General features: G+C 70.8%; 13 protein-coding genes. 10 read left to right on the top strand and 3 right to left on the bottom strand.

The window, feature by feature from the left end; translation table 11 throughout:
* Positions 1 to 641: 641 nt before the first annotated feature.
* From JHE00_RS30420 to JHE00_RS30450, 7 genes are all read left to right on the top strand, one after another.
* On the top strand, positions 642 to 4,730 hold the full coding sequence (locus JHE00_RS30420; protein WP_307832188.1) for a sensor histidine kinase: 4,089 nt from the start codon (positions 642 to 644) through the stop codon (positions 4,728 to 4,730).
* The gene (locus JHE00_RS30425; protein ID WP_200324824.1) at positions 4,727 to 5,179 is read left to right on the top strand and encodes a roadblock/LC7 domain-containing protein; all 453 of its coding nucleotides are present in this window, start codon (positions 4,727 to 4,729) and stop codon (positions 5,177 to 5,179) included. The genes JHE00_RS30420 and JHE00_RS30425 overlap by 4 nt, the downstream gene beginning before the upstream one ends.
* Complete coding sequence (locus tag JHE00_RS30430) at positions 5,176 to 5,802, top strand: DUF742 domain-containing protein (protein WP_230425248.1); 627 nt, start codon at positions 5,176 to 5,178, stop codon at positions 5,800 to 5,802. The genes JHE00_RS30425 and JHE00_RS30430 overlap by 4 nt, the downstream gene beginning before the upstream one ends.
* The gene (locus tag JHE00_RS30435) at positions 5,783 to 6,397 is read left to right on the top strand and encodes a GTP-binding protein (RefSeq protein WP_200324826.1); all 615 of its coding nucleotides are present in this window, start codon (positions 5,783 to 5,785) and stop codon (positions 6,395 to 6,397) included. Before JHE00_RS30430 ends, JHE00_RS30435 begins: the two co-directional genes overlap by 20 nt.
* A 79-nt stretch (positions 6,398 to 6,476) precedes the next feature.
* Positions 6,477 to 9,713: a fused isobutyryl-CoA mutase/GTPase IcmF gene (icmF, locus tag JHE00_RS30440; protein WP_200324828.1), complete on the top strand. Its 3,237-nt coding sequence runs from the start codon at positions 6,477 to 6,479 to the stop codon at positions 9,711 to 9,713.
* 67 nt (positions 9,714 to 9,780) lie between these two features.
* On the top strand, positions 9,781 to 10,611 hold the full coding sequence (locus JHE00_RS30445; protein ID WP_200324830.1) for an LLM class F420-dependent oxidoreductase: 831 nt from the start codon (positions 9,781 to 9,783) through the stop codon (positions 10,609 to 10,611).
* A 120-nt stretch (positions 10,612 to 10,731) separates the two neighbouring features.
* Positions 10,732 to 11,472, top strand: a complete 741-nt coding sequence (locus tag JHE00_RS30450) for a polysaccharide deacetylase family protein (RefSeq protein ID WP_200324832.1) — start codon at positions 10,732 to 10,734, stop codon at positions 11,470 to 11,472.
* A 9-nt stretch (positions 11,473 to 11,481) separates the two neighbouring features.
* On the opposite strand, the gene JHE00_RS30455 is transcribed toward JHE00_RS30450, so the two are convergent.
* Positions 11,482 to 12,525: a sensor histidine kinase gene (locus JHE00_RS30455; RefSeq protein ID WP_307832189.1), complete on the bottom strand. Its 1,044-nt coding sequence runs from the start codon at positions 12,523 to 12,525 to the stop codon at positions 11,482 to 11,484.
* Positions 12,526 to 12,594: 69 nt separating this feature from the next.
* Here JHE00_RS30455 and JHE00_RS30460 point away from each other — a divergent pair, with 69 nt between their 5' ends.
* The gene (locus tag JHE00_RS30460; RefSeq protein ID WP_200324834.1) at positions 12,595 to 13,227 is read left to right on the top strand and encodes a response regulator transcription factor; all 633 of its coding nucleotides are present in this window, start codon (positions 12,595 to 12,597) and stop codon (positions 13,225 to 13,227) included.
* Here the strand turns inward: JHE00_RS30460 and kstR are convergent.
* On the bottom strand, positions 13,209 to 13,835 hold the full coding sequence (gene kstR / locus JHE00_RS30465) for a cholesterol catabolism transcriptional regulator KstR (RefSeq protein WP_200324837.1): 627 nt from the start codon (positions 13,833 to 13,835) through the stop codon (positions 13,209 to 13,211). The genes JHE00_RS30460 and kstR overlap by 19 nt on opposite strands.
* A 121-nt stretch (positions 13,836 to 13,956) precedes the next feature.
* Between kstR and JHE00_RS30470 the strand changes: the two genes are divergently transcribed.
* The gene (locus tag JHE00_RS30470) at positions 13,957 to 16,059 is read left to right on the top strand and encodes an acyl-CoA dehydrogenase family protein (protein WP_200324839.1); all 2,103 of its coding nucleotides are present in this window, start codon (positions 13,957 to 13,959) and stop codon (positions 16,057 to 16,059) included.
* Here the strand turns inward: JHE00_RS30470 and JHE00_RS30475 are convergent.
* Complete coding sequence (locus JHE00_RS30475; protein ID WP_200324842.1) at positions 16,056 to 17,291, bottom strand: alpha/beta hydrolase; 1,236 nt, start codon at positions 17,289 to 17,291, stop codon at positions 16,056 to 16,058. The two genes, JHE00_RS30470 and JHE00_RS30475, sit on opposite strands and share 4 nt — an antisense overlap.
* Before the next feature lie 41 nt (positions 17,292 to 17,332).
* On the opposite strand from JHE00_RS30475, the gene JHE00_RS30480 reads away from it, so the two are divergent.
* Entirely contained in the window at positions 17,333 to 18,724 is a 1,392-nt protein-coding gene (locus JHE00_RS30480; protein ID WP_200324844.1) for a WS/DGAT/MGAT family O-acyltransferase, read from the top strand.
* Positions 18,725 to 18,765 lie beyond the last annotated feature (41 nt).

An 18,765-nucleotide genomic window follows, 5' to 3' on the forward strand; every position in this document is an offset into this window, starting at 1 on the left:
CACGCTTCGGTGAAGATCCCCTGGCGGAGCCACTGAACTCGTTAAGAACCACCGGGGTGATCCCGTTCGTCGAAGCCACAACATCGGGGACTCTTTGGGGTGTTCACTCCACCGTGACGGCGCGTCGGCTAGGCCGTTCGGGTGGCCGAATGGGGTGGCCTTGCTCTATGTGGGTGACCCTTGATGCTCGGTCCATGATGAATGCGGTAACCGAATTGCGGTCCGGGGCATCGCCTCCGGGTGAATGGGCGGCCCACCGACGAGTGGAAATCTGTATTTCCGCTGGTCACGGGGTGCCGCTCGACAACATTTGCCGAGTACCCGATTGGTGTACGCTTTCTTCACCTCGACCGAAGTCAATTGGGCACTGTTACGCCTGGACGCTGTGCAGTTCGCATGATGCGATGTGCGGTGCCCTCCGGGGGTTGACGGACGTCGGCCGGTGCACGGACAACGACGGCGAACGCTGGACATCCAGCGGCGAAGGATGGGCTCACATGCTGTACACGACCGGTCGCGTACGACACACGGCCCTACTTCGCGGCACCTGGTAGGCGAGACGTCATGAGCCGTCGGCAGACAGCGAGCAAGCCGGAGGAGGAGTCACCTTCGTGACCGTTGCTGGAGAAGGTCAAGTGTCCGTGGGGACGCTTCTCGGCCAGCCGGCCCCCAAGCCGTCGAAGTGGCGTTCCCTCGCGCGGTGGCGCGACTGGAGCCTGCCCGTCAAGCTCGGGGCCGTCACCCTCGTTCCCATCGTCATCGCGCTGGTTTTGGGCGGGATCACGCTCGGCAGCCAGCTGGATCGCTCCGACCGCTACGACCGGGTCGCGCGCTTCGCCGAGCTGGGTGCCGCCGCGAGGACCACGCTCGACGGGGTCCAGCGGGAGCGCGCGCAGACCGCGGAGCTGCTCACCGCGGGATCGGGCCCCGAGTCACCCGAGCTGAACACCGTGCGCGGCGAAGTCGACCGCGCGGTCGCCGCCCTGAACAGTGCGGCGAGCGCCGCCGACCCCGACGGCATCGCCGCCCAGCGCCAGGACGTCACCGACCAGCTGGGCCGGCTCGCGGAGCTGCGCGAGCAGGTCGGTGCCGGCCAGCTCGGCGCCGTGCAGGCCCTCACCGAGTACTCCTCGATCTCGTCGGCGTTGCTGAACCTCGACGTGGCGCTCGTGGCGGGCATGGGCGACGACGGCATCGGCGGCACGCCCAGTGCGCTGCACGACCTGCTCGTCGCCAAGGAAGAGGTGTCGGTCCAGCAGGCGCTGATCGGCTACGGCGTCGGCCGCGGTGGCCTCGCGCCGAGCGAGTTCAACCAGCTCCGTACCTCCGACGTGCGGCTGACCGACCGGCTCGCCGAGTTCCGCATCGCCGCCACCGACGCGCAGCGCCAGGACTTCGACTCGACCGTCAGCGGCGAGGCCTTCGACGATCTCGACCGCGTGGTGGACAACGTGCTCGCCGGGCAGGACTCCGGTGGTTCCGCGAGCTTCGGCTCGACCTCGGCCCAGCAGTGGGCCGACACCTCAGGTGCGGTGTTCACCGCGCTGGGCGAGGTGTCGAACGGGCTGGGTGGCCAGGTCACCAGCGCCGCCACCGATCTCGCCGACGGTGCGGGTACCGGCGTGGTGGTGCTGGCCGTGGTGCTCGTCGTCGCGTTGCTGCTGGCCGCCGCGGTGGTCTTCCTGATCACGCGACAGCTCCTGCGGTCGCTGAAGCTGCTGCGGACGAGGGCGCTCGAGGTCGCGGAGAAGGATCTGCCCGCCGCGGTCCGCACCATTCAGGAGGGCCGCTCGCAGAGCACCGACGTGCAGCCCGTGCCCGTGCTCACCGACGACGAGATCGGCCAGGTCGCGCGCGCGTTCGACGCGGTGCACAGCCAGGCGCTGCGGCTCGCCGTCGAGCAGGCGGGCATGCGCACCGGCTACGCGAGCGTGTTCGTCAACCTCTCCCGCCGCAGCCAGAGCCTCGTGCAGCGGCAGCTGCAGCTGATCGAGCGCCTCGAACGTGACGAGGAGGACGCCGACCAGCTGGCCACGCTGTTCCAGCTCGACCACCTCGCCACCCGCATGCGGCGCAACAACGAGAACCTCATGGTCCTCTCGGGCGCCGAGCCTGGCCGCCGGTCTGGCCAGCCGGTCAGCACCACCGACGTGCTGCGGGCCGCGGTGTCGGAGATCGAGCAGTACCAACGGGTTTCGGTGCGCACGCCACCGCAGCAGCGGATCGTCGGCTACGCGGCGGGCGACCTCGTCCGGCTCGTCGCCGAGCTGCTCGACAACGCCACCGCGTTCTCCGCGCCGGAGACCCAGGTGACGGTCGCGACGCGACTGATGGACGACAACTCGCTGTCCATCGACATCGTGGACCGCGGGATCGGCATGAACGAGGCCGAGGTGTCCGAGGCCAACGCACGCCTGACCGAAGCGGGGTCGGTCGATCTCGCGACGTCGCGGCGGATGGGACTGTTCGTGGTCGGACGACTCGCGAGCAGGCACGGGTTCGGCGTCACCTTGAACGGGGGCAAGGACATCGTCGGTGTCCGCGCGACCGTGCTGGTGCCGGCCGAGCTCGTGATGAGCGGCCAGGCCGTCCATCCAGGACTGTCGCAGCAGGACCAGCCGACTCAGCAGTTGCCGGCGGCACCTCAGCCATCGGCTCCCGCGGGACAGGGCCCCGGCGGGCTGCCGCGCCGGAAGACCAACGGCGTCAGCAGGCCGAACACGCTGCCCGCGTTCTCGCAGACCCCACCGTCGCCGCCGTCGGCCGCCGAGGTGTCCGGGACTGCGCTGTTCACTCCGATCGGCAGGGACGAACCGCTGCCGGAACAGTCCCGCGGTGCGCCGCAGTGGCCGCAGCCGAGGGAGGAGGCACCGCCCACCGTCAACGGGGTCGCGTCCGCCGACGCGGTCGCCGAGCCGGACACCGAGGCGACGGGCCAGCCCGAGCAGTCCACAGCGGACGGTGCCCCCGGCCAGCCCGCCGGGACGCCCGACGCCGAGGGCGCGGACGACTCCGTGCAGGCCGGGCTGATCGACGAGGCGTTGAGCGGCAAGGACCTGTTCGCCGCCAACAGCACAGTCGTCAGCGACTGGTGGAGCGCGGCGACCACCGAGAGCGATGCCGAGCGCAAGGCGACGCAGGGCATGGACCCGTCGGAGACGACACCGATCTTCGACGAGATGCTCTCCGTGTGGTTCCGCAGCGACGCCGAGACTGCGCCGCAGAGCGGCCGCAGCGGCTGGGACTTCGCCGCGGACGAGCGGTGGCGCACGGTGCAGGCGGTGGCGGGCAACGCGCCCGCCGACTACACCGACGCCGGCCTGCCGAGGCGCCGCAAGGGTGAGCAGTTGTTGCCGGGCAGCGCGGTTCCCGCCGCGCAGGAGCCCGTGGCCAAGGCCGCTCCGGTCGCGCCAGCGCAGGAGGCCAAGCCGGAGGTGCCCGCACGCGACGCCGTCGATGTGCGCAGCAGGCTCAACAGCTTCCAGCAGGGTGTGAGCAGGGGCCGCCGCCAGCGCACGCCTGCGGAGCAGCAGCCGCCGGGGGCCACCCCGGCTCAGCCGCAGACACCGGACGACGCCGCGCAGGACAAGAGCGGCCAGGAGACGGCGTCGCAGGGCAGGACCACGTCGCAGGACGAGGCGAGCACGGCGACGCCTCAGGAGAAGGCGTCCACTCAGGCCCCGGCTCAGACCCCGGCGAAATCCCAGGGCTCGACGGCGGCACAGGATGGCGGCACCTCCGACAGCACGGCCGAGCCTCAGGATGCGGTGGCGTCCGAGAACACGACCGCAGCCGAGGGAACGGCGAAGTCCCGGGACACGGCCAAGCCTCGCGGCACGGCCAAGTCCCAGGGCGGGTCGCGGAGCTCGGCGAAGCCGCAGAGTGCCGCCGGGTCGTCGAGCATGGCCAAGGCCCAGGCCACGGCCAACGCTCAGGCGGCCGCGAAGGCTCAGGCCAACGCTCAGGCGAACGCCCAGGACAAGGCCAAGTCGCAGACCGCGGCGAAGTCCCAGAGCAAGGCCGAAGCCCAGGACACGACCACGCCCGAGGACACGACCAAGCCCCAGAGCAAGGCCGGCACTCCGGACAAGACCAAGTCCCAGGGCAAGGCCGAGACTCAGGACAAGGCCGCGACCCAGGGCAAGACCGGGACTCAGGACAAGGCCGCGACCCAGAGCAAGACCGGGACCCAGAGCAAGGCCGAGACTCAGGACAAGGCCGAGATTCCGGGCCAGGCGTCGCCGCAGAAGCCCCAGGCGGACGAGGCGGCCACGCCCGAGGAGAAACCGAAGACCACCGCGTCGGGTCTGCCCCGGCGGCAGCCGAGGAAGAAGGCGGCCCCGGTCGCCGATCCGAGGCAGCTGCCGGAGCAGCCGGCCCCCGCGCGGGCGGCTGAGGCGGGACCGGCAGGCGAGGACATCGCCGACGCCGCGCCCGCTTCGGCGTGGGCGTTCGCCACCGACGACTCGTGGCGCACGGTACAGCAGGTGGCGGATTCCTCTCCGGCGAGCTTCACGTCGGCGGGACTGCCGAGGCGCCGCAGGGGGGAACAGCTGCTGCCGGGCAGCATGTCCTCGCCGGGCAGTACGACTGGGAACCGCCCGAGGACGGAACGCGATCCCGCGGACGTCCGTGGCAGGCTCAGCAGCTTCCAGCAAGGAATTCGCCGAGGCCGGCATCGGACCGCTCAGGCGACCGAGAGCAGTCAAGAGAAAGTGGAGGGTGAATGACCGCGCCGGAACGGGCTCAGCCCCAGCAGAATCAGTTCGGGTGGCTGGTGAACGACTTCGCCGAGCGAGTGCCCGGCGTCGCGCACGCCGTGGTGGTGTCGGCGGACGGGTTGCTCCTCACCGCCTCCAACCGGCTCCCGCTCGACCGCGCCGACCAGCTCGCGGCCGTCGCGTCCGGACTCGTCAGCCTCACCCAGGGTGCCGCGCGCTGCTTCGAGGCGGGCGCGGTGAACGAGACGGTCGTGGAGATGGAACTCGGCATCATGGTGCTGATGTCCATCAGCGACGGTTCGTGCCTCGCCGTGCTGGCCGCGCCCAACTGCGACATCGGCCAGGTGGCGTATGAGATGACGCTGCTCGTCGACCGCGTCGGGCAGATCCTGACGCCGGAGCTGCGTGCTCAGCTGCAGGGTGCGGCCGGTCCGCTGGTCGGCGAACCGGTGGGATGATCGAGGCGATGAGCATGGGGGCCGGATTCTCGGGCGAACACGACCCGGGCACGTATGCCGACGTGCCGGGCGGATTCGCGTCGAACTCTGGTCGCGGCCGTCGGACCCGAGGCACACGCAGTAATGATCCCGGTACCGAACATGGCCGGGAGTCACCACCGCAGCCCCCGCCCATGGAGGCGGAGGAGCACGGTGAGACCCGGTCACAGACCGGAGAGGAGCAGTTTGTGTCGGCCGAAGCCATCCCAGTCATGCCGGCTGTGCCGCCGCCGCATCCAGCGGAGGAGACTGGTTTCGTCCGTCCGTACGCCATCACGGGTGGCCGGACCAAGGCGAACTACCCGCTGGAGCTCGAAACCTTGGTCTCCACTCGTGAGGCCGCCGTGATGGCGGTGCCCGACCAGATCGAGCACCAGCTGATCATGGAAGAATGTCGAACCCCACGTTCGGTCGCCGAGATCGCTGCGGCTCTCCGTGTCCCGCTCGGCGTGGCGCGGGTGCTGATCAGCGATGCGGCGGACACGGGGCTGGTCGCGGTACACAAGACCATCTCTGGTGACGAGGGCGCCGAAGCGCATCTGATGTTGATGGAAAGGGTTTTGAGTGGACTCCGTCGGCTTTAAGGCACCGCGCGATGCCGCGCCGAAGACGATGACGTCGGCCAAGATCGTGGTGGCCGGGGGCTTCGGTGCGGGCAAGACGACCTTCGTCGGGTCGGTGTCGGAGATCGTGCCGCTGACGACCGAGGCGATGATGACGGACGCGAGTACCGGCATCGACGATCTCGAGGCGACGCCCAATAAGGCCACGACGACCGTGGCCATGGACTTCGGCCGCGTCTCGCTGGACGAGGATCTGATCCTCTACCTGTTCGGGACGCCAGGGCAGCAGCGCTTCTGGTTCATGTGGGACGACCTGGTCCGCGGTGCCATCGGCGCCGTGGTGCTCGCGGACACGCGACGGCTCGCGGACTCGTTCGCCCCCGTCGACTTCTTCGAGGACAGGGGACTGCCCTACATCGTCGGCGTGAACACGTTCGACGGCGTCGTGCACCACGATCTGAACGATGTGCGGGAGGCGCTGTCGATCGACCAGTCCATCCCGATCGTTCGCTGTGATGCCCGGGACCGGGAGAGCACCAAGCAGACGCTGATCACGATGGTCGAGTACGCCATGCGGCAGTGGATCGCGTTGCGTTCCGCGACCCCCGCTGGCTGAATCGATACCGGACGGCTGAGACCGCCGTCACGGTAGTACTTGGGTTCAAAACAGTAGGAAGTCCAAGTATTTTGGAGGGATGACCTCCGAACTGCACCGGCCTGCGCACCCCGTCAGGTTCGTGACCGCCGCGAGTCTCTTCGACGGCCATGACGCGTCCATCAACATCATGCGGCGCATCTTGCAGTCGCAGGGCGCCGAAGTGGTTCACCTCGGGCACAACCGCTCGGTCGACGAGGTGGTCACGGCGGCGATCTCGGAGGACGTCCAGGGCGTGGCCATCAGTGCCTACCAGGGTGGGCACGTGGAGTACTTCACGTACCTGGTCGACCTGCTGCGCGAGCGGGGGGCCGGGCACGTCAAGGTCTACGGCGGGGGCGGCGGGGTCATCGTCCGCGAGGAGATCGACCTGCTGCACTCGCGCGGGGTCGCCCGGATCTTCTCGCCGGACGACGGGCTCCAGCTGGGCCTGCCCGGCATGATCAACCTGATGGTGCGGGAGTGCGACTCCGACCTCGCGGTGCAGGAGAACGGCTCGGTCGAGCAGCTCCTCTCGGGCGACGTGCCGACGCTCGCGCGGACGATCACGCGGCTGCAGCAGGAGGTCCTGCCGCCGGAGTGGCTCGCCCGCATCGAGGAGACGGCGCGCACGCGCACGGTGCCGGTGCTCGGCATCACCGGCACCGGCGGCTCGGGCAAGTCCTCGCTCACCGACGAGCTGGTCCGGCGGTTCCGGCTCGACCAGGAGGACAAGCTCCGGATCGCGGTGCTCGCGATCGACCCGTCGCGGCGCAAGGGTGGTGGCGCGCTGCTCGGCGACCGCATCCGCATGAACTGCCTCGACCGCGACCGCGTGTTCTTCCGGTCGCTGGCCACCCGCACGTCGAGCGGCGAGATCCCGGCGGGGCTCGACGAGGCGATCCTGGCGTGCAAGGCCGCGGGTTTCGACCTCGTGATCGTCGAGACGCCGGGCATCGGCCAGGGCGACGCCGGCATCATCGACCACGTCGACCACGCGCTGTACGTGATGACGCCGGAGTTCGGTGCCGCCTCGCAGCTCGAGAAGATCGACATGCTCGACTTCGCCGACGCCGTGGCTATCAACAAGTTCGAGCGGCGCGGCGCCGAGGACGCCCGGCGCGACGTCGCCCGCCAGCTGGTGCGCAACCGCGAGGCGTTCCACTCCGCGCCCGAGGACATGCCGGTGTACGGCACCAGTGCGGCGAAGTTCAACGACGACGGCGTGACCGCGCTGTACCAGCACCTGCGTGATCTGCTGGCCGGCAGCGGGCTGTCGGTGTCGGCCGGGGTGCTGCCGAAGGTTGAGAGCAAGGTCTCCAGCGAGCTCGCCACGATCATCCCCACCGACCGCGCGCGCTACCTCGCCGACATCGCGGGCACGGTGCGCGGCTACCACGAGCAGACCGGCAAGCAGGTGGAGGCCGTGCGCAGGCGCGGGCATCTCGCCGCCGCGCGCGACGAGCTGACCGCCGCGGGTGCCGGAACCGAGGATCTGCAACGGTTGCTGGCCGACGCCGAGTCCGGAGTGGACACGGCGACGACGGAGCTGCTCGAGCACTGGCAGGGGCTCGCCGAGTCCTACCGCGACGACGAGCTCGTGTTCACCGTGCGCGACAAGGAGATCCGCACCCAGCTGTGGCGCGAGACGCTGTCCGGCAACCGGGTGCCGAGGGTCGCGCTGCCGCGCCACTCCGATCCCGGCGAGCTGCTGTCGTTCCTGCGCCGCGAGCACCTGCCCGGCTACTTCCCCTACACCGCGGGCGTGTTCCCGTTCAAGCGCGAGGGCGAGGACCCGGCCAGGATGTTCGCGGGGGAGGGCGACGCGTTCCGCACCAACCGGCGGTTCAAGTACCTCTCGTCCGACTCCGATGCCAAGCGTTTGTCGACGGCCTTCGACTCGGTGACGCTCTACGGGTTCGACCCGGACACGCGTCCCGACATCTACGGCAAGGTGGGCACCTCCGGCGTCTCCATCGCGACGCTCGAGGACATGGTGGTGCTCTACGACGGCTTCGATCTCACCGCGCCGAGCACGTCGGTGTCGATGACGATCAACGGGCCCGCGCCGACGATCCTCGCGTTCTTCCTCAACACCGCGATCGACCAGAAGCTCGACGCGTTCCGCGAGGAGCACGGGCGCGAGCCCTCGGCCGAGGAGGCCGAGGAGATCCGTGCCTGGACGCTGAAGCAGGTGCGGGGCACGGTGCAGGCCGACATCCTCAAGGAGGACCAGGGCCAGAACACCTGCATCTTCTCCACCGAGTTCAGCCTGCGGATGATGGCCGACATCCAGGAGTGGTTCATCCAGCAGGGCGTGCGCAACTTCTACTCGGTGTCGATCTCGGGCTACCACATCGCCGAGGCCGGGGCGAACCCCATCTCGCAGCTGGCGTTCACGCTGGCCAACGGGTTCACCTACGTCGAGTCCTACCTCGCGCGCGGCATGGACATCGACGAGTTCGCGCCCAACCTGTCGTTCTTCTTCTCCAACGGCATGGACGCCGAGTACTCGGTGCTGGGCAGGGTGGCGCGGCGGATCTGGTCCGTGGCGATGCGGGAGAAGTACGGCGCGAACGAGCGGTCGCAGAAGCTCAAGTACCACGTGCAGACCTCGGGTCGCTCCCTGCACGCGCAGGAGATGAGCTTCAACGACATCCGCACCACGTTGCAGGCGCTGTGCGCGCTCTACGACAACGCGAACTCCTTGCACACCAACGCCTACGACGAGGCGATCACCACGCCGAGCGAGAGCTCCGTGCGCCGCGCCATGGCGATCCAGATGGTCATCAACAAGGAATGGGGCCTGTCGAAGAACGAGAACCCGCTGCAGGGCTCGTTCGTGATCGACGAGCTGACCGACCTCGTGGAGGAGGCGGTGCTCACGGAGTTCGACCGCATCTCCGAGCGGGGCGGCGTGCTGGGCGCCATGGAGACCGGCTACCAGCGCGGCAAGATCCAGGACGAGTCGATCCTGTACGAGCGGCTCAAGCACGACGGCTCGCTGCCGATCGTCGGTGTGAACACCTTCCGCAACCCGCACGCCGACGAGGAGGAGGTGGAGGTCGAGCTGGCTCGCGCCACCGAGGAGCAGAAGCAGTCGCAGCTCGACCGGCTCGCCGGCTTCCAGGAGCGCAACCGGGAGGAGGCGCAGCAGGCGCTCACGCGGCTGCGCGCGGCCGCCACGCGGGGTGACAACGTGTTCGCGGTGCTGATGGACGCGGCGCGGGTCTGCTCGCTGGGTGAGATCACCGACGCGTTCTTCGAGGTCGGAGGCCAGTACCGCCGCAACGTGTGAGCCGGAGGCGTCGCTGGATGGTGTCCACCGGGGAATAGGCCGCTCGGATGGCGAGTTGCCCACGAACATGGACTTCGGAATCGCCACCTTCGTGACCGACAACGGCATCCGGCCGGACGTGCTGGCCAGGGCGAGTGAGGAACGTGGGTTCACCACGCTGTCCATCGCCGAGCACTCGCACATCCCGGCGAGCAGGCAGTCGCCGTATCCCGGCGGAGGCGACCTCCCGAGCGTCTACTACCGCACCCTCGACCCGTTCGTGGCGCTGACCGCGGCCGCGGCGGCCACGACGACGCTGCGCGTGGGTACCGGCATCGCATTGCTGATCCAGCGCGACCTGTTCCACACCGCCAACGAGGTGGCGAGCCTGGACCTGCTCTCGGGCGGCCGCTTCGAGTTCGGGGTCGGGGTCGGCTGGAACCGCGAGGAGATGCGCAACCACGGCACCGATCCGACGACGCGCGGCGCCCTGCTGAACGAGCAACTGGCCGCGCTCAAGGAGATCTGGGCCAAGGATGAGGCCGAGTTCCACGGCGAGCACGTCGACTTCGACCCGGTGTTCGCGTGGCCCAAGCCCGTGCAGAAGCCGCATCCGCCGATCTTCGTCGGCGGCGAGAGCGAGGCCGCGCTGAACCGGCTCGCGACCTACGGCGACGGCTGGTTGCCGCGCCCGGGGACCTCCGCCGACGAGCTGGTGCGGGTCCGGAAGTGGCTGGCCGACCACGGCCGCACCGGCGTGCCGTTCTCCGTCTGGGGCGCCCCGGCCGATCCCGCGCAGCTCTCCGCGTACGCCGACGGTGGCGTCGAGCAGGTGAACCTCCTGCTGCCGACCAAGGGTGAGAGCGAGACGCTGAGCAAGCTCGACGAGCTGGCGAAGGTGGCCGAGGCACACCGCTGAGCGAGGCGTAGTCGTCGAGGGAGGCCGCCCCGAGATCGTGCGGGGCGGCCTCCTCTCGTCCCTGGGTACTAGTACCTCGGCGGCTTCCGCGGTGCCAGGCACTGCGGCAGGTTGCTCGCCATGCGTGTCCTTGCCCGCTCGCGGCGCGCCCGCAGAGCCCTCGCCGCGAGCCTGATCGTCGTCGTTGTGCTGGCCGGATCGGCCTACGGTACGAACCTGCTGCTCAACGCCAGGACGGTCCAGTTGTTCGGCGGTGTCACCGCCCGCGTCGAGACGCCGCACCGGGTCGTGGCGCTGACGTTCGACGACGGCCCCGACCCCGCGGGCGCGGAGACCCTGCTCGACACGCTCGCGCGGTCAGAGGCGCGTGCGACGTTCTACGTCACCGGTCGTGAGCTGGCCGAGAACCCCGCGCTCGGCGCCAGGATCGCCGCCGAGGGGCACGAGCTCGGCAACCACACCTACTCGCACCGGCGGATGGTCATGGTGAGTCCCGGTACGGTCGCCGACGAGATCGAGCGCACCGACGTGCTGATCCGGCGGACCGGCTACCGCGGGGAGATCACGTTCCGCCCGCCCAATGGCAAGAAGCTGTTCTCGCTGCCCGCCTATCTCGACCGGCACGACCGCAAGACGATCATGTGGGACGTGGAGCCCGACTCGTATCCCGAGGTCGCGGCCAGCGCGGCCGGGATCGTGAGCCACACCGTCGAGCGCGTCCGGCCCGGTTCGATCGTGCTGCTGCACGGCATGTACTCGAGCAGGGAGCAGACCCGGCTCGCGGTGGGCCCGCTGATCGAGCGGCTCCGGGCCGAGGGCTACCGCTTCGTCACGGTGTCGGAGTTGCTGGCACTGCGGTGACGGGCACCGTCACCCCCGTCGTGACACGGTGGCGGTGACCACCCAGCGGTGGCCGCGCGGGCCGTGGTCGAGGTGCCCGCCGTGGTCGCGGAGCTGACCGGCGAGGCTCACCAGCCCGAATCCGCCTGCCGGGGCGCCCGGGGCGGGATCGGCGAGGTCGTTGGCGGCCTCGATGTGCACGACGTCGTCCCGCACGAGCACGTCGAGTTCGAGCAGGGTGCCCGGTCCGGCGTGTCGCAGGGCGTTCGTGGCCACTTCGGCGAGCACACGCTCGGAGAGCTCCCTGGCCTGTCCGTCGAGACCGGCCAGCGCGGCGACCGGGTCGGCGGGCAGGCGCAGGCCGGCGGTACGCAGCCGGTCGAGTACCGCGGGCAGATCCGTGTCCGAGGCCGCGTCCGAGGCGTCGGCGAGGCCGCGCAGCGTGCGCCTGACCTCGGTGAACGCGTCGCGGCCTGCCGAGAGGATCGCGTCCACCCGCTGCCGGTCGCGCTCGCTGAGGTCGTTGGCGGTACGGAGTGCCTCCGCCTGCACGAGCATGACGGCGGTGGTCTGCGCGAGCGTGTCGTGCAGGTGGCGTGCCGTGCGTTCCCGCCGCTGTGCCTCGGCACGGGCACGTTCGTGCTCGACCAGTCGAGTGCGGTCGGCGACGTGCCGCCTGTGCTCGACACCCATCGTCCATGCCACGCCGCACGCGACGACGGCCAGCAGGGCGCCGTCCACCGGTCCCTTGGCCGGGATCATCGCGAGTGCGACGGCCAGGGAGGCGGCGCCCGGCAGCTCCCAGCGCACCGTCCGCTGCGGCGAACTCGGCGCCGTGTAGAGCGCGACGAGCACGGGCACGTACCCGATGTTGCGGGTCAGCCCCAGCATGAGATGTGCGACGGTCGCGACGGTGACGGCCGCGAGCACGATGCCCGGCGCCCGTCGCCGCACGGCCAGCGGCAGGATCTGTGCGGCGCCCACCGCGAGCGCCTGCCAGTCGCCTCCGGTCCAGAGCCCGCCCGCCCAGAACAGCAGTGCGACCATGAGGATCATGCCGAGATCGGTCAACACGGCCGACGAGGTACCGATCCGGCGAAGCACAGTGCCGACAGTAGAGCGTCGTCCAGCGAGGTGATCTCCGTGGTTCGTGTCGTCGTGGTCGACGACCACGCCCTGGTGCGCGAGGGGCTCGCGCTCGTCCTGGACGCGCACCCGGACATCACCGTCGTGGGCCAGAGCGCCGACGGCGCGGGGTTGCTCAGCGTGCTGACATCGGGCTCCGAGCCGGTCGACGTGGTGCTGCTCGACCTCTACCTGCCCGGGATGGACGGCCTCGAGACCCTGCGGAGAGTGCGCACGGAGATCGCCGAACCGCCCGCGGTGCTGATGCTCACCACCATCGGCCGCAGGCACGAGATCCGGCAGGCCCTCGCCGACGGCGCCGCGGGCTTCGTGCTCAAGGACGCGACCGGTGCCGAGCTGGGTGCCGCCGTGCGCGGCGCCCAGGACGGGATCACCGTGATCAGCTCGGCCGCTGCCGCGGAGCTCAGCGCTCCCGGTCCCTCCGGGTTGACGCTCCGCGAGCGGGACGTCCTGTCGCTACTGGGCTCCGGACTGTCCAATCGCGACATCGCCCAACGGCTCGGGCTCGCCGAGCGCACGGTGAAGGTGCACGTCGGCAACGTGCTGGCGAAGCTCGGGGTCGCCAGCAGGACCCAGGCCGCGCTGCGAGCGGGCGACGTGCTCGGCGAGTCTCAGTCGAGCAGCAGGTGAACCGAGAGCTCGAGGCGCTTGGCGACGTCGGTGGCCGAGGCCCGGCGCGTCACCCACGCCACGAGGTTGGCCATCCAGACGTCGGCGATCACGTGGAAGACGTCGCGGTCCTGCTCCGTCGGGTCGTCGATGCCCATCGCCTTGGCGAACATGTTCTCCATGTGCAGCCCGACCTGCTCCACCTCGGCGGCGGCGGTGGTGTCGGCGAACATGAACGCCCTGACCATCGCCTCGGTGAGGTGCGGGTCGCGCTGCATCATCCTGGTGTTGCGGCCGAGGACGAACAGCAGCCGCTCGGTGGGCGTGTCGCCGGGGATGGAGCCGCGGTCGAGCTTGTCCTGGGCGCGTTCGAACTCGCGCGCCAGTCCCGACACGAGCAGGTGGATCTTGGACGGGAAGTAGCGGTAGAGGGTGCCGAGTGCGACGTCGGCGCGTTCGGCGACCGTGCGCATCTGGACGGCGTCGTAGCCGCCCTTGGCGGCGAGTGCGAGTGTCGCGTCGAGGATGCGCTTGCGCCGGTCCCGCTGCGCGGCCGAGCCCAGTTCCTCGCCGCCGATCGGGTTCAGCGCGCTTCGGCTCTTGGCGGCAGCCTTGGGCTTGCTTGCCATCCGCAGTCTCCCCATGTGCAGAACTTGTTTCACTTTGCGTGCTGAGGATACCTAATGTCGGGCCGGGATCGGCCACGGGGTTGCCACCCAAAAAACTGAAACACGTTCTATAATTGCTCACGTGCCGATCGCGATCACGGATGAACAGCGTTCACTGGCCACCTCGATCCGCGCGTGGGCCGCGGGCGAGCGGGACCCCGAGGGTCTCGCCGGCATCGGGCTGGCCGCGATCGCCGTGCCCTGCGAGCTGGGTGGCGCCGGCGCGGGCGTGGCCGATCTGGCGGCGGGTGTCGAGGAGACCGCCGCCGCGCTCGCCGAGGGACCGCTGTTCGGCAGCCTGCTCGCCGGGCTGGTGCTCGCCCGGTTCCCCGGCTCGCCGGTGGCCAAGGAACTGCTGCCCGCGCTCGCCGAGGGCACCGTCCGCGCCGCGGTCGCCCTCGCGCCGGGAGAGGCCACCGGCACCAGAAATACCGACGGCGCGCTGGTGGTCTCGGGCCGCACGCCGGTGGTGCCCGACGCGGCGGAGGCCGACCAGCTGGTGCTCGCCGCCCACGACGGTGCCGACGTCGCGTGGTTCCTCGTCTCCGCCGACCAGGTGTCGGTGACCGAGGTGAGCGCGTTCGACGAGACCCGGCCGATGGCCACGGTGGAGCTGCGCGACGTCACCGTGGCACCGGAGTCGCAGCTGCCCGGTGCCGAGGTGGGAGATCTCGCGGCCACACTCGCCGTCGCCGAGGCCGCGGGGGTCGCCGCGTGGTGCGTGCGCACGGCGAGCGAGTACGCCGTCGTGCGCGAGCAGTTCGGGCGCCCCATCGGCGCGTTCCAGGCCGTCAAGCACCTGTGCGCGGAGATGCTGTGCCGCTCCGAACTGGCCTCGGCACTGGCGTGGGACGCGGCCAGCGCCGCCGACGAGGACCCCGGCCAGCACGCGTTCGCCGCCGCGGTGGCGGCCGCGGGCGCGCTCGACGCCGCCGTGGACAACGCCAAGGACTGCATCCAGGTGCTGGGCGGCATCGGGTTCACCTGGGAGCACGACGCGCACCGCTACCTGCGCCGCGCGCTGTCGCTGCGCCAGCTGCTCGGCGGTTCCGCCCGCTGGCGACGCCGGGCCGCGGAGCTGGCGCTCGCGGGCACCCGGCGCGCGCTCGACGTTGACCTCGCCGGGCACGGCGACGATCCCGTCGCCCGCGGGGCCGCGGAGCTGGCCGCCGAACTGGCGGGCCAGGACGAGCCTCGGGTGCGCGCGCGGCTGGCCGAGACGGGCTATCTCGTGCCCCACTGGCCGCGCCCGTACGGACTGGACGCGACACCGGTGCGGCAGCTGCTGATCGACGCCGAACTGCGCGCGGCCGGAGTGCGCAGGCCCGATCTGGTGATCGGAGCGTGGGCGGTCCCGACGATCCTGCGGCACGGGACGCCGGAGCAGTGCGAGCGGTTCACCGGAGCGACCCTGCGCGGCGAGCTCACGTGGTGCCAGCTCTTCAGCGAGCCCGGCGCCGGATCCGACCTGGCGTCGCTGAGCACGCGGGCGACGCGCGCCGAGGGCGGCTGGCTGCTGAGCGGGCAGAAGGTGTGGACCTCACTCGCCCACGAGGCCGACTGGGCGATCTGCCTCGCCCGCACCGATCCGGACGCGCCCAAGCACAAGGGGATCACGTACTTCCTCGTGGACATGCGCTCGGCGGGCCTCGACATCCGCCCGCTGCGGGAGCTGACCGGCGAGACGCGGTTCAACGAGGTGTTCCTCGACGACGTGTTCGTGCCCGACGTCGACGTGGTGGGCGAGGTGAACGACGGCTGGCGGCTGGCCAGAACGACGCTCGCCAACGAACGGGTGGCGCTGGGCGGCGGCTCGTCGGTGGGCGAGGCCGTGGAGGAGCTGCTGGACTCGGGATCCGCGCTCGATCCCGAGCGCCTGGGTGCGCTCGTGGTGGGCGGCTCGGCGGTGTCGGTGCTCGGACTGCGCGACACGGTGCGCCGCCTCGAGGGCGGGCAGCCGGGGCCGGAGTCGAGCGTGTCGAAGCTGCTGGGCGTGCGGCACCGGCAGGACGTCGCCGAGGCCGCCCTGGACGCGCTGGGGGAGCGGGCGGTCGCGGTCGACGAGTCGACCTCGGCCGCGCAGCACGAGTTCCTGCTGACCCGGTGTCTGAGCATCGCGGGCGGGACCACGCAGGTGCTGCTCAACGTGGTGGCCGAGCGGCTCTTGGGCCTGCCCCGCGGCTAGCGGGTCTCGGCCAGGTGGTGCAGGTAGGTCCACTCCAGGAAGCGCTCCACGCCGCGCACGACGTGGGCGCTGCGGATGGAGGGGAACAGGTCGAACGCGTGCTGCGCGCCGGGGATCTCCGCGTAGGCGACCGTGCTGGGGGAGATCTCGCGCAGCCTGTGGACGAACTCGCGCGCCTCGCGCACCGGCACGAGCGTGTCGTTCTCGCCGTGGATGACGAAGAACGGCGGTGCCTTGTCGGTGATCCGGTCGAGCGGCGAGGTGGCCACGTAGTCGTCGAGGAACTCGTCGGGGTCCTTGCCCACCACGAAGCGGGAGAGCAGCCGCCGCCGGGCGGTGCTGGCCGTGGAGCCGCTCGTGGCGGCGAAGTCGTAGACCCCGTAGTGCGGCACGCACGCCTGCACGCTCGTGTCGATGTCGGTGAAGCCGGGCTGCAGTCGCGGGTCGTTGGGCGTGAGCGCGAGCAGCGCGGACAGGTGCCCGCCCGCGGAGCCGCCCGTGGCCACCACGTAGCCGGGGTCGCCGCCGTACTCGGTGATGTGCTCGCGAATCCACGCCAGCGCGCGCTTGGCGGCGACGATATGATCGGGCCAGTGCGCTCTGGGGGAGAGCGGATAGTTGATCGCGACGCACACCCAGCCGCGCTGGGCCATGTGCAGCATCAGCGGAACGCCCTGCTGGTCCTTGTTGCCGACCGTCCAGGCTCCGCCGTGCACCTGCAGCAGCACAGGCCTGCCCGACACCGGCTCGCGCGGCCGGTAGACGTCGAGCAGGAACCGCCGCCCGCCCCGCGCGTAGGCGATGTCGCGGTCGATCCGCACGTCCTTGTTGCGCATGCGGAAGGGCAGCACCAGCCGGCCCCACGGCGTGGCGAGGTCCTGCGGGCTCGGCGGCCGGTGCAGTCCCTCGTGGTAGCCGGGTCCGAGCACCTCGATCAGCGCCTGCTCGACGGCGCCCTTGGCGCGCCTCGCCGACGCGACCAGCCCGCCCAGTCCCGCGGCGGACAGCCCCGCCAAAGCGAGGCCGGACTTGTCGGCGCCGCGCACACCGTGCTTGGCGACGTGGGCCGCGGTGTCGGCGGCGGTGAGCGCGAGCAGGTGCGGGGCCAGCTCCGAGGTGAGCCAGCCCGCGAAGAAGGCGGGAAACGCGGTGCGGCTGCCGCGCAACGGGCGCAGGGCGTTGATCGTGAGCGCCAGCTGCGCCGCCCGGCGAGTGCGGAACGACGGGTGCATGATCGGAGAGCGTACCGACGTCGGTCGCTTACGCTAGGCGAGTGGAGCGACTGAGCGGGCTCGATGCGAGCTTCCTCTACCTGGAAACGTCCTCGCAGCTGTTGCACGTGTGCGGGCTGGTGACGCTGGACCCGTCGACCGTGCCCGGTGGCTACGGCTTCGACCGGTTGCGCACGCGGCTGGCCGAGCGAGTGGCGCTGCACCCGGCGTTCCGGCGCAGGCTGCACAACCCGGTGCTGAATCTCAACCATCCCGTGTGGGTGGAGGACGAGGACTTCGACCTCGACCGGCACCTGGTCCGCGACGAGGTTCCCGCGCCCGGTGGCCGGGAGCAGCTCGCCGCCGTGTGCGCGCGGATCGCGGGGACGCCGCTGGACCGTTCGCGCCCGCTGTGGGAGATCCATGTCCTCGAAGGACTGTCCGGCGGCGGCGTCGCCGTGTTCGCGAAGATGCACCACGCGAGCGTGGACGGCGTCAGCGGAGCGAACCTGCTGACCTTCCTCGCCGGGCTCGAACCCGACTCGCCACCACCCGATCCGGGGACCGGCGATGCGGTGAACCCGGCGCCGCCCGGCCCGCTGGCGATACTGCGCACCAGTGCGCTCGACGTCGCGCGCAAGCCGGTGGAGTTCGCGCGCCTGCTGCCGGGGCTGCTCGAGCTGGTGCCGCGGTGGGTGGGCCGTTCGCTGCAGGGCAAGGGCATGGCCACGCCGTTCACGGCACCGCGCACGTCGTTCAACGCCACGATCACCGCCGAGCGCGCGGTCGCGTTCGCCACGGTCGGCCTGGACGACGTGAAGGCCGTCAAGAACGCCTTCTCCGTCACGGTCAACGACGCGGTACTGGCGATCTGCGCGGGCGCGCTGCGCCGGTACCTGCTGGAGCGCGGGGAGCTGCCGGAGGACCCGCTGGTGGCGACCGTGCCGGTGTCGGTGCAGGAACGCAGCGACCGCGAGGAGGGCAGCAACCGCATCTCGGCGTTCTTCGCTTCCCTGCCCACCCACCTGGCCGATCCGGCGGCGCGGGTGTTCATGCTCGCGGAGAACAACCGGCTCTCGAAGGAACACCACCACGCCATCGACGCCGACATGCTCCAGGACTGGGCGCAGTTCGCGGCGGCGACGACGTTCGGGCTCGCCGTGCGGGCCTACTCGGCGCTGCGCCTGGCGGAGAAGCATCCGGTGGTGCACAACTTGGTGATCTCCAACGTGCCCGGCCCGCCGGTGCCGCTGTACCTGCTGGGCGCGAAGGTGACGGGGCTCTACCCGCTCGGGCCGGTCTTTCACGGCGCGGGCCTCAACATCACGGTGCTCTCGCAGGGCGGTTCCGTGGACATCGGCCTGCTCGCCGCACGAGAACTCGTTCCAGATCTGTGGCACCTCGCCGACGCCGTCCCGGACGCGCTCGCGGAACTCCTCGACGCCAGGCCCTGAATCCCGGGGTTGCCCGGATCGGCTCCCGTGGTTAAGACTAG

It is taken from the genome of Prauserella cavernicola (genome assembly GCF_016595675.1).
GTDB lineage: Bacteria > Actinomycetota > Actinomycetes > Mycobacteriales > Pseudonocardiaceae > Prauserella_A > Prauserella_A cavernicola.

What these genes read in the sequence shown, in the direction of transcription:
- JHE00_RS30430 (WP_230425248.1), top strand. Translation starts at nt 5,176, where the DNA reads ATGATCGAGGCGATGAGCATGGGGGCCGGATTCTCGGGCGAACACGAC.
- icmF (WP_200324828.1), top strand. Translation starts at nt 6,477, where the DNA reads ATGACCTCCGAACTGCACCGGCCTGCGCACCCCGTCAGGTTCGTGACC.
- JHE00_RS30450 (WP_200324832.1), top strand. Translation starts at nt 10,732, where the DNA reads ATGCGTGTCCTTGCCCGCTCGCGGCGCGCCCGCAGAGCCCTCGCCGCG.
- JHE00_RS30425 (WP_200324824.1), top strand. Translation starts at nt 4,727, where the DNA reads ATGACCGCGCCGGAACGGGCTCAGCCCCAGCAGAATCAGTTCGGGTGG.
- JHE00_RS30475 (WP_200324842.1), bottom strand. Translation starts at nt 17,291, where the DNA reads ATGCACCCGTCGTTCCGCACTCGCCGGGCGGCGCAGCTGGCGCTCACG.
- kstR (WP_200324837.1), bottom strand. Translation starts at nt 13,835, where the DNA reads ATGGCAAGCAAGCCCAAGGCTGCCGCCAAGAGCCGAAGCGCGCTGAAC.
- JHE00_RS30445 (WP_200324830.1), top strand. Translation starts at nt 9,781, where the DNA reads ATGGACTTCGGAATCGCCACCTTCGTGACCGACAACGGCATCCGGCCG.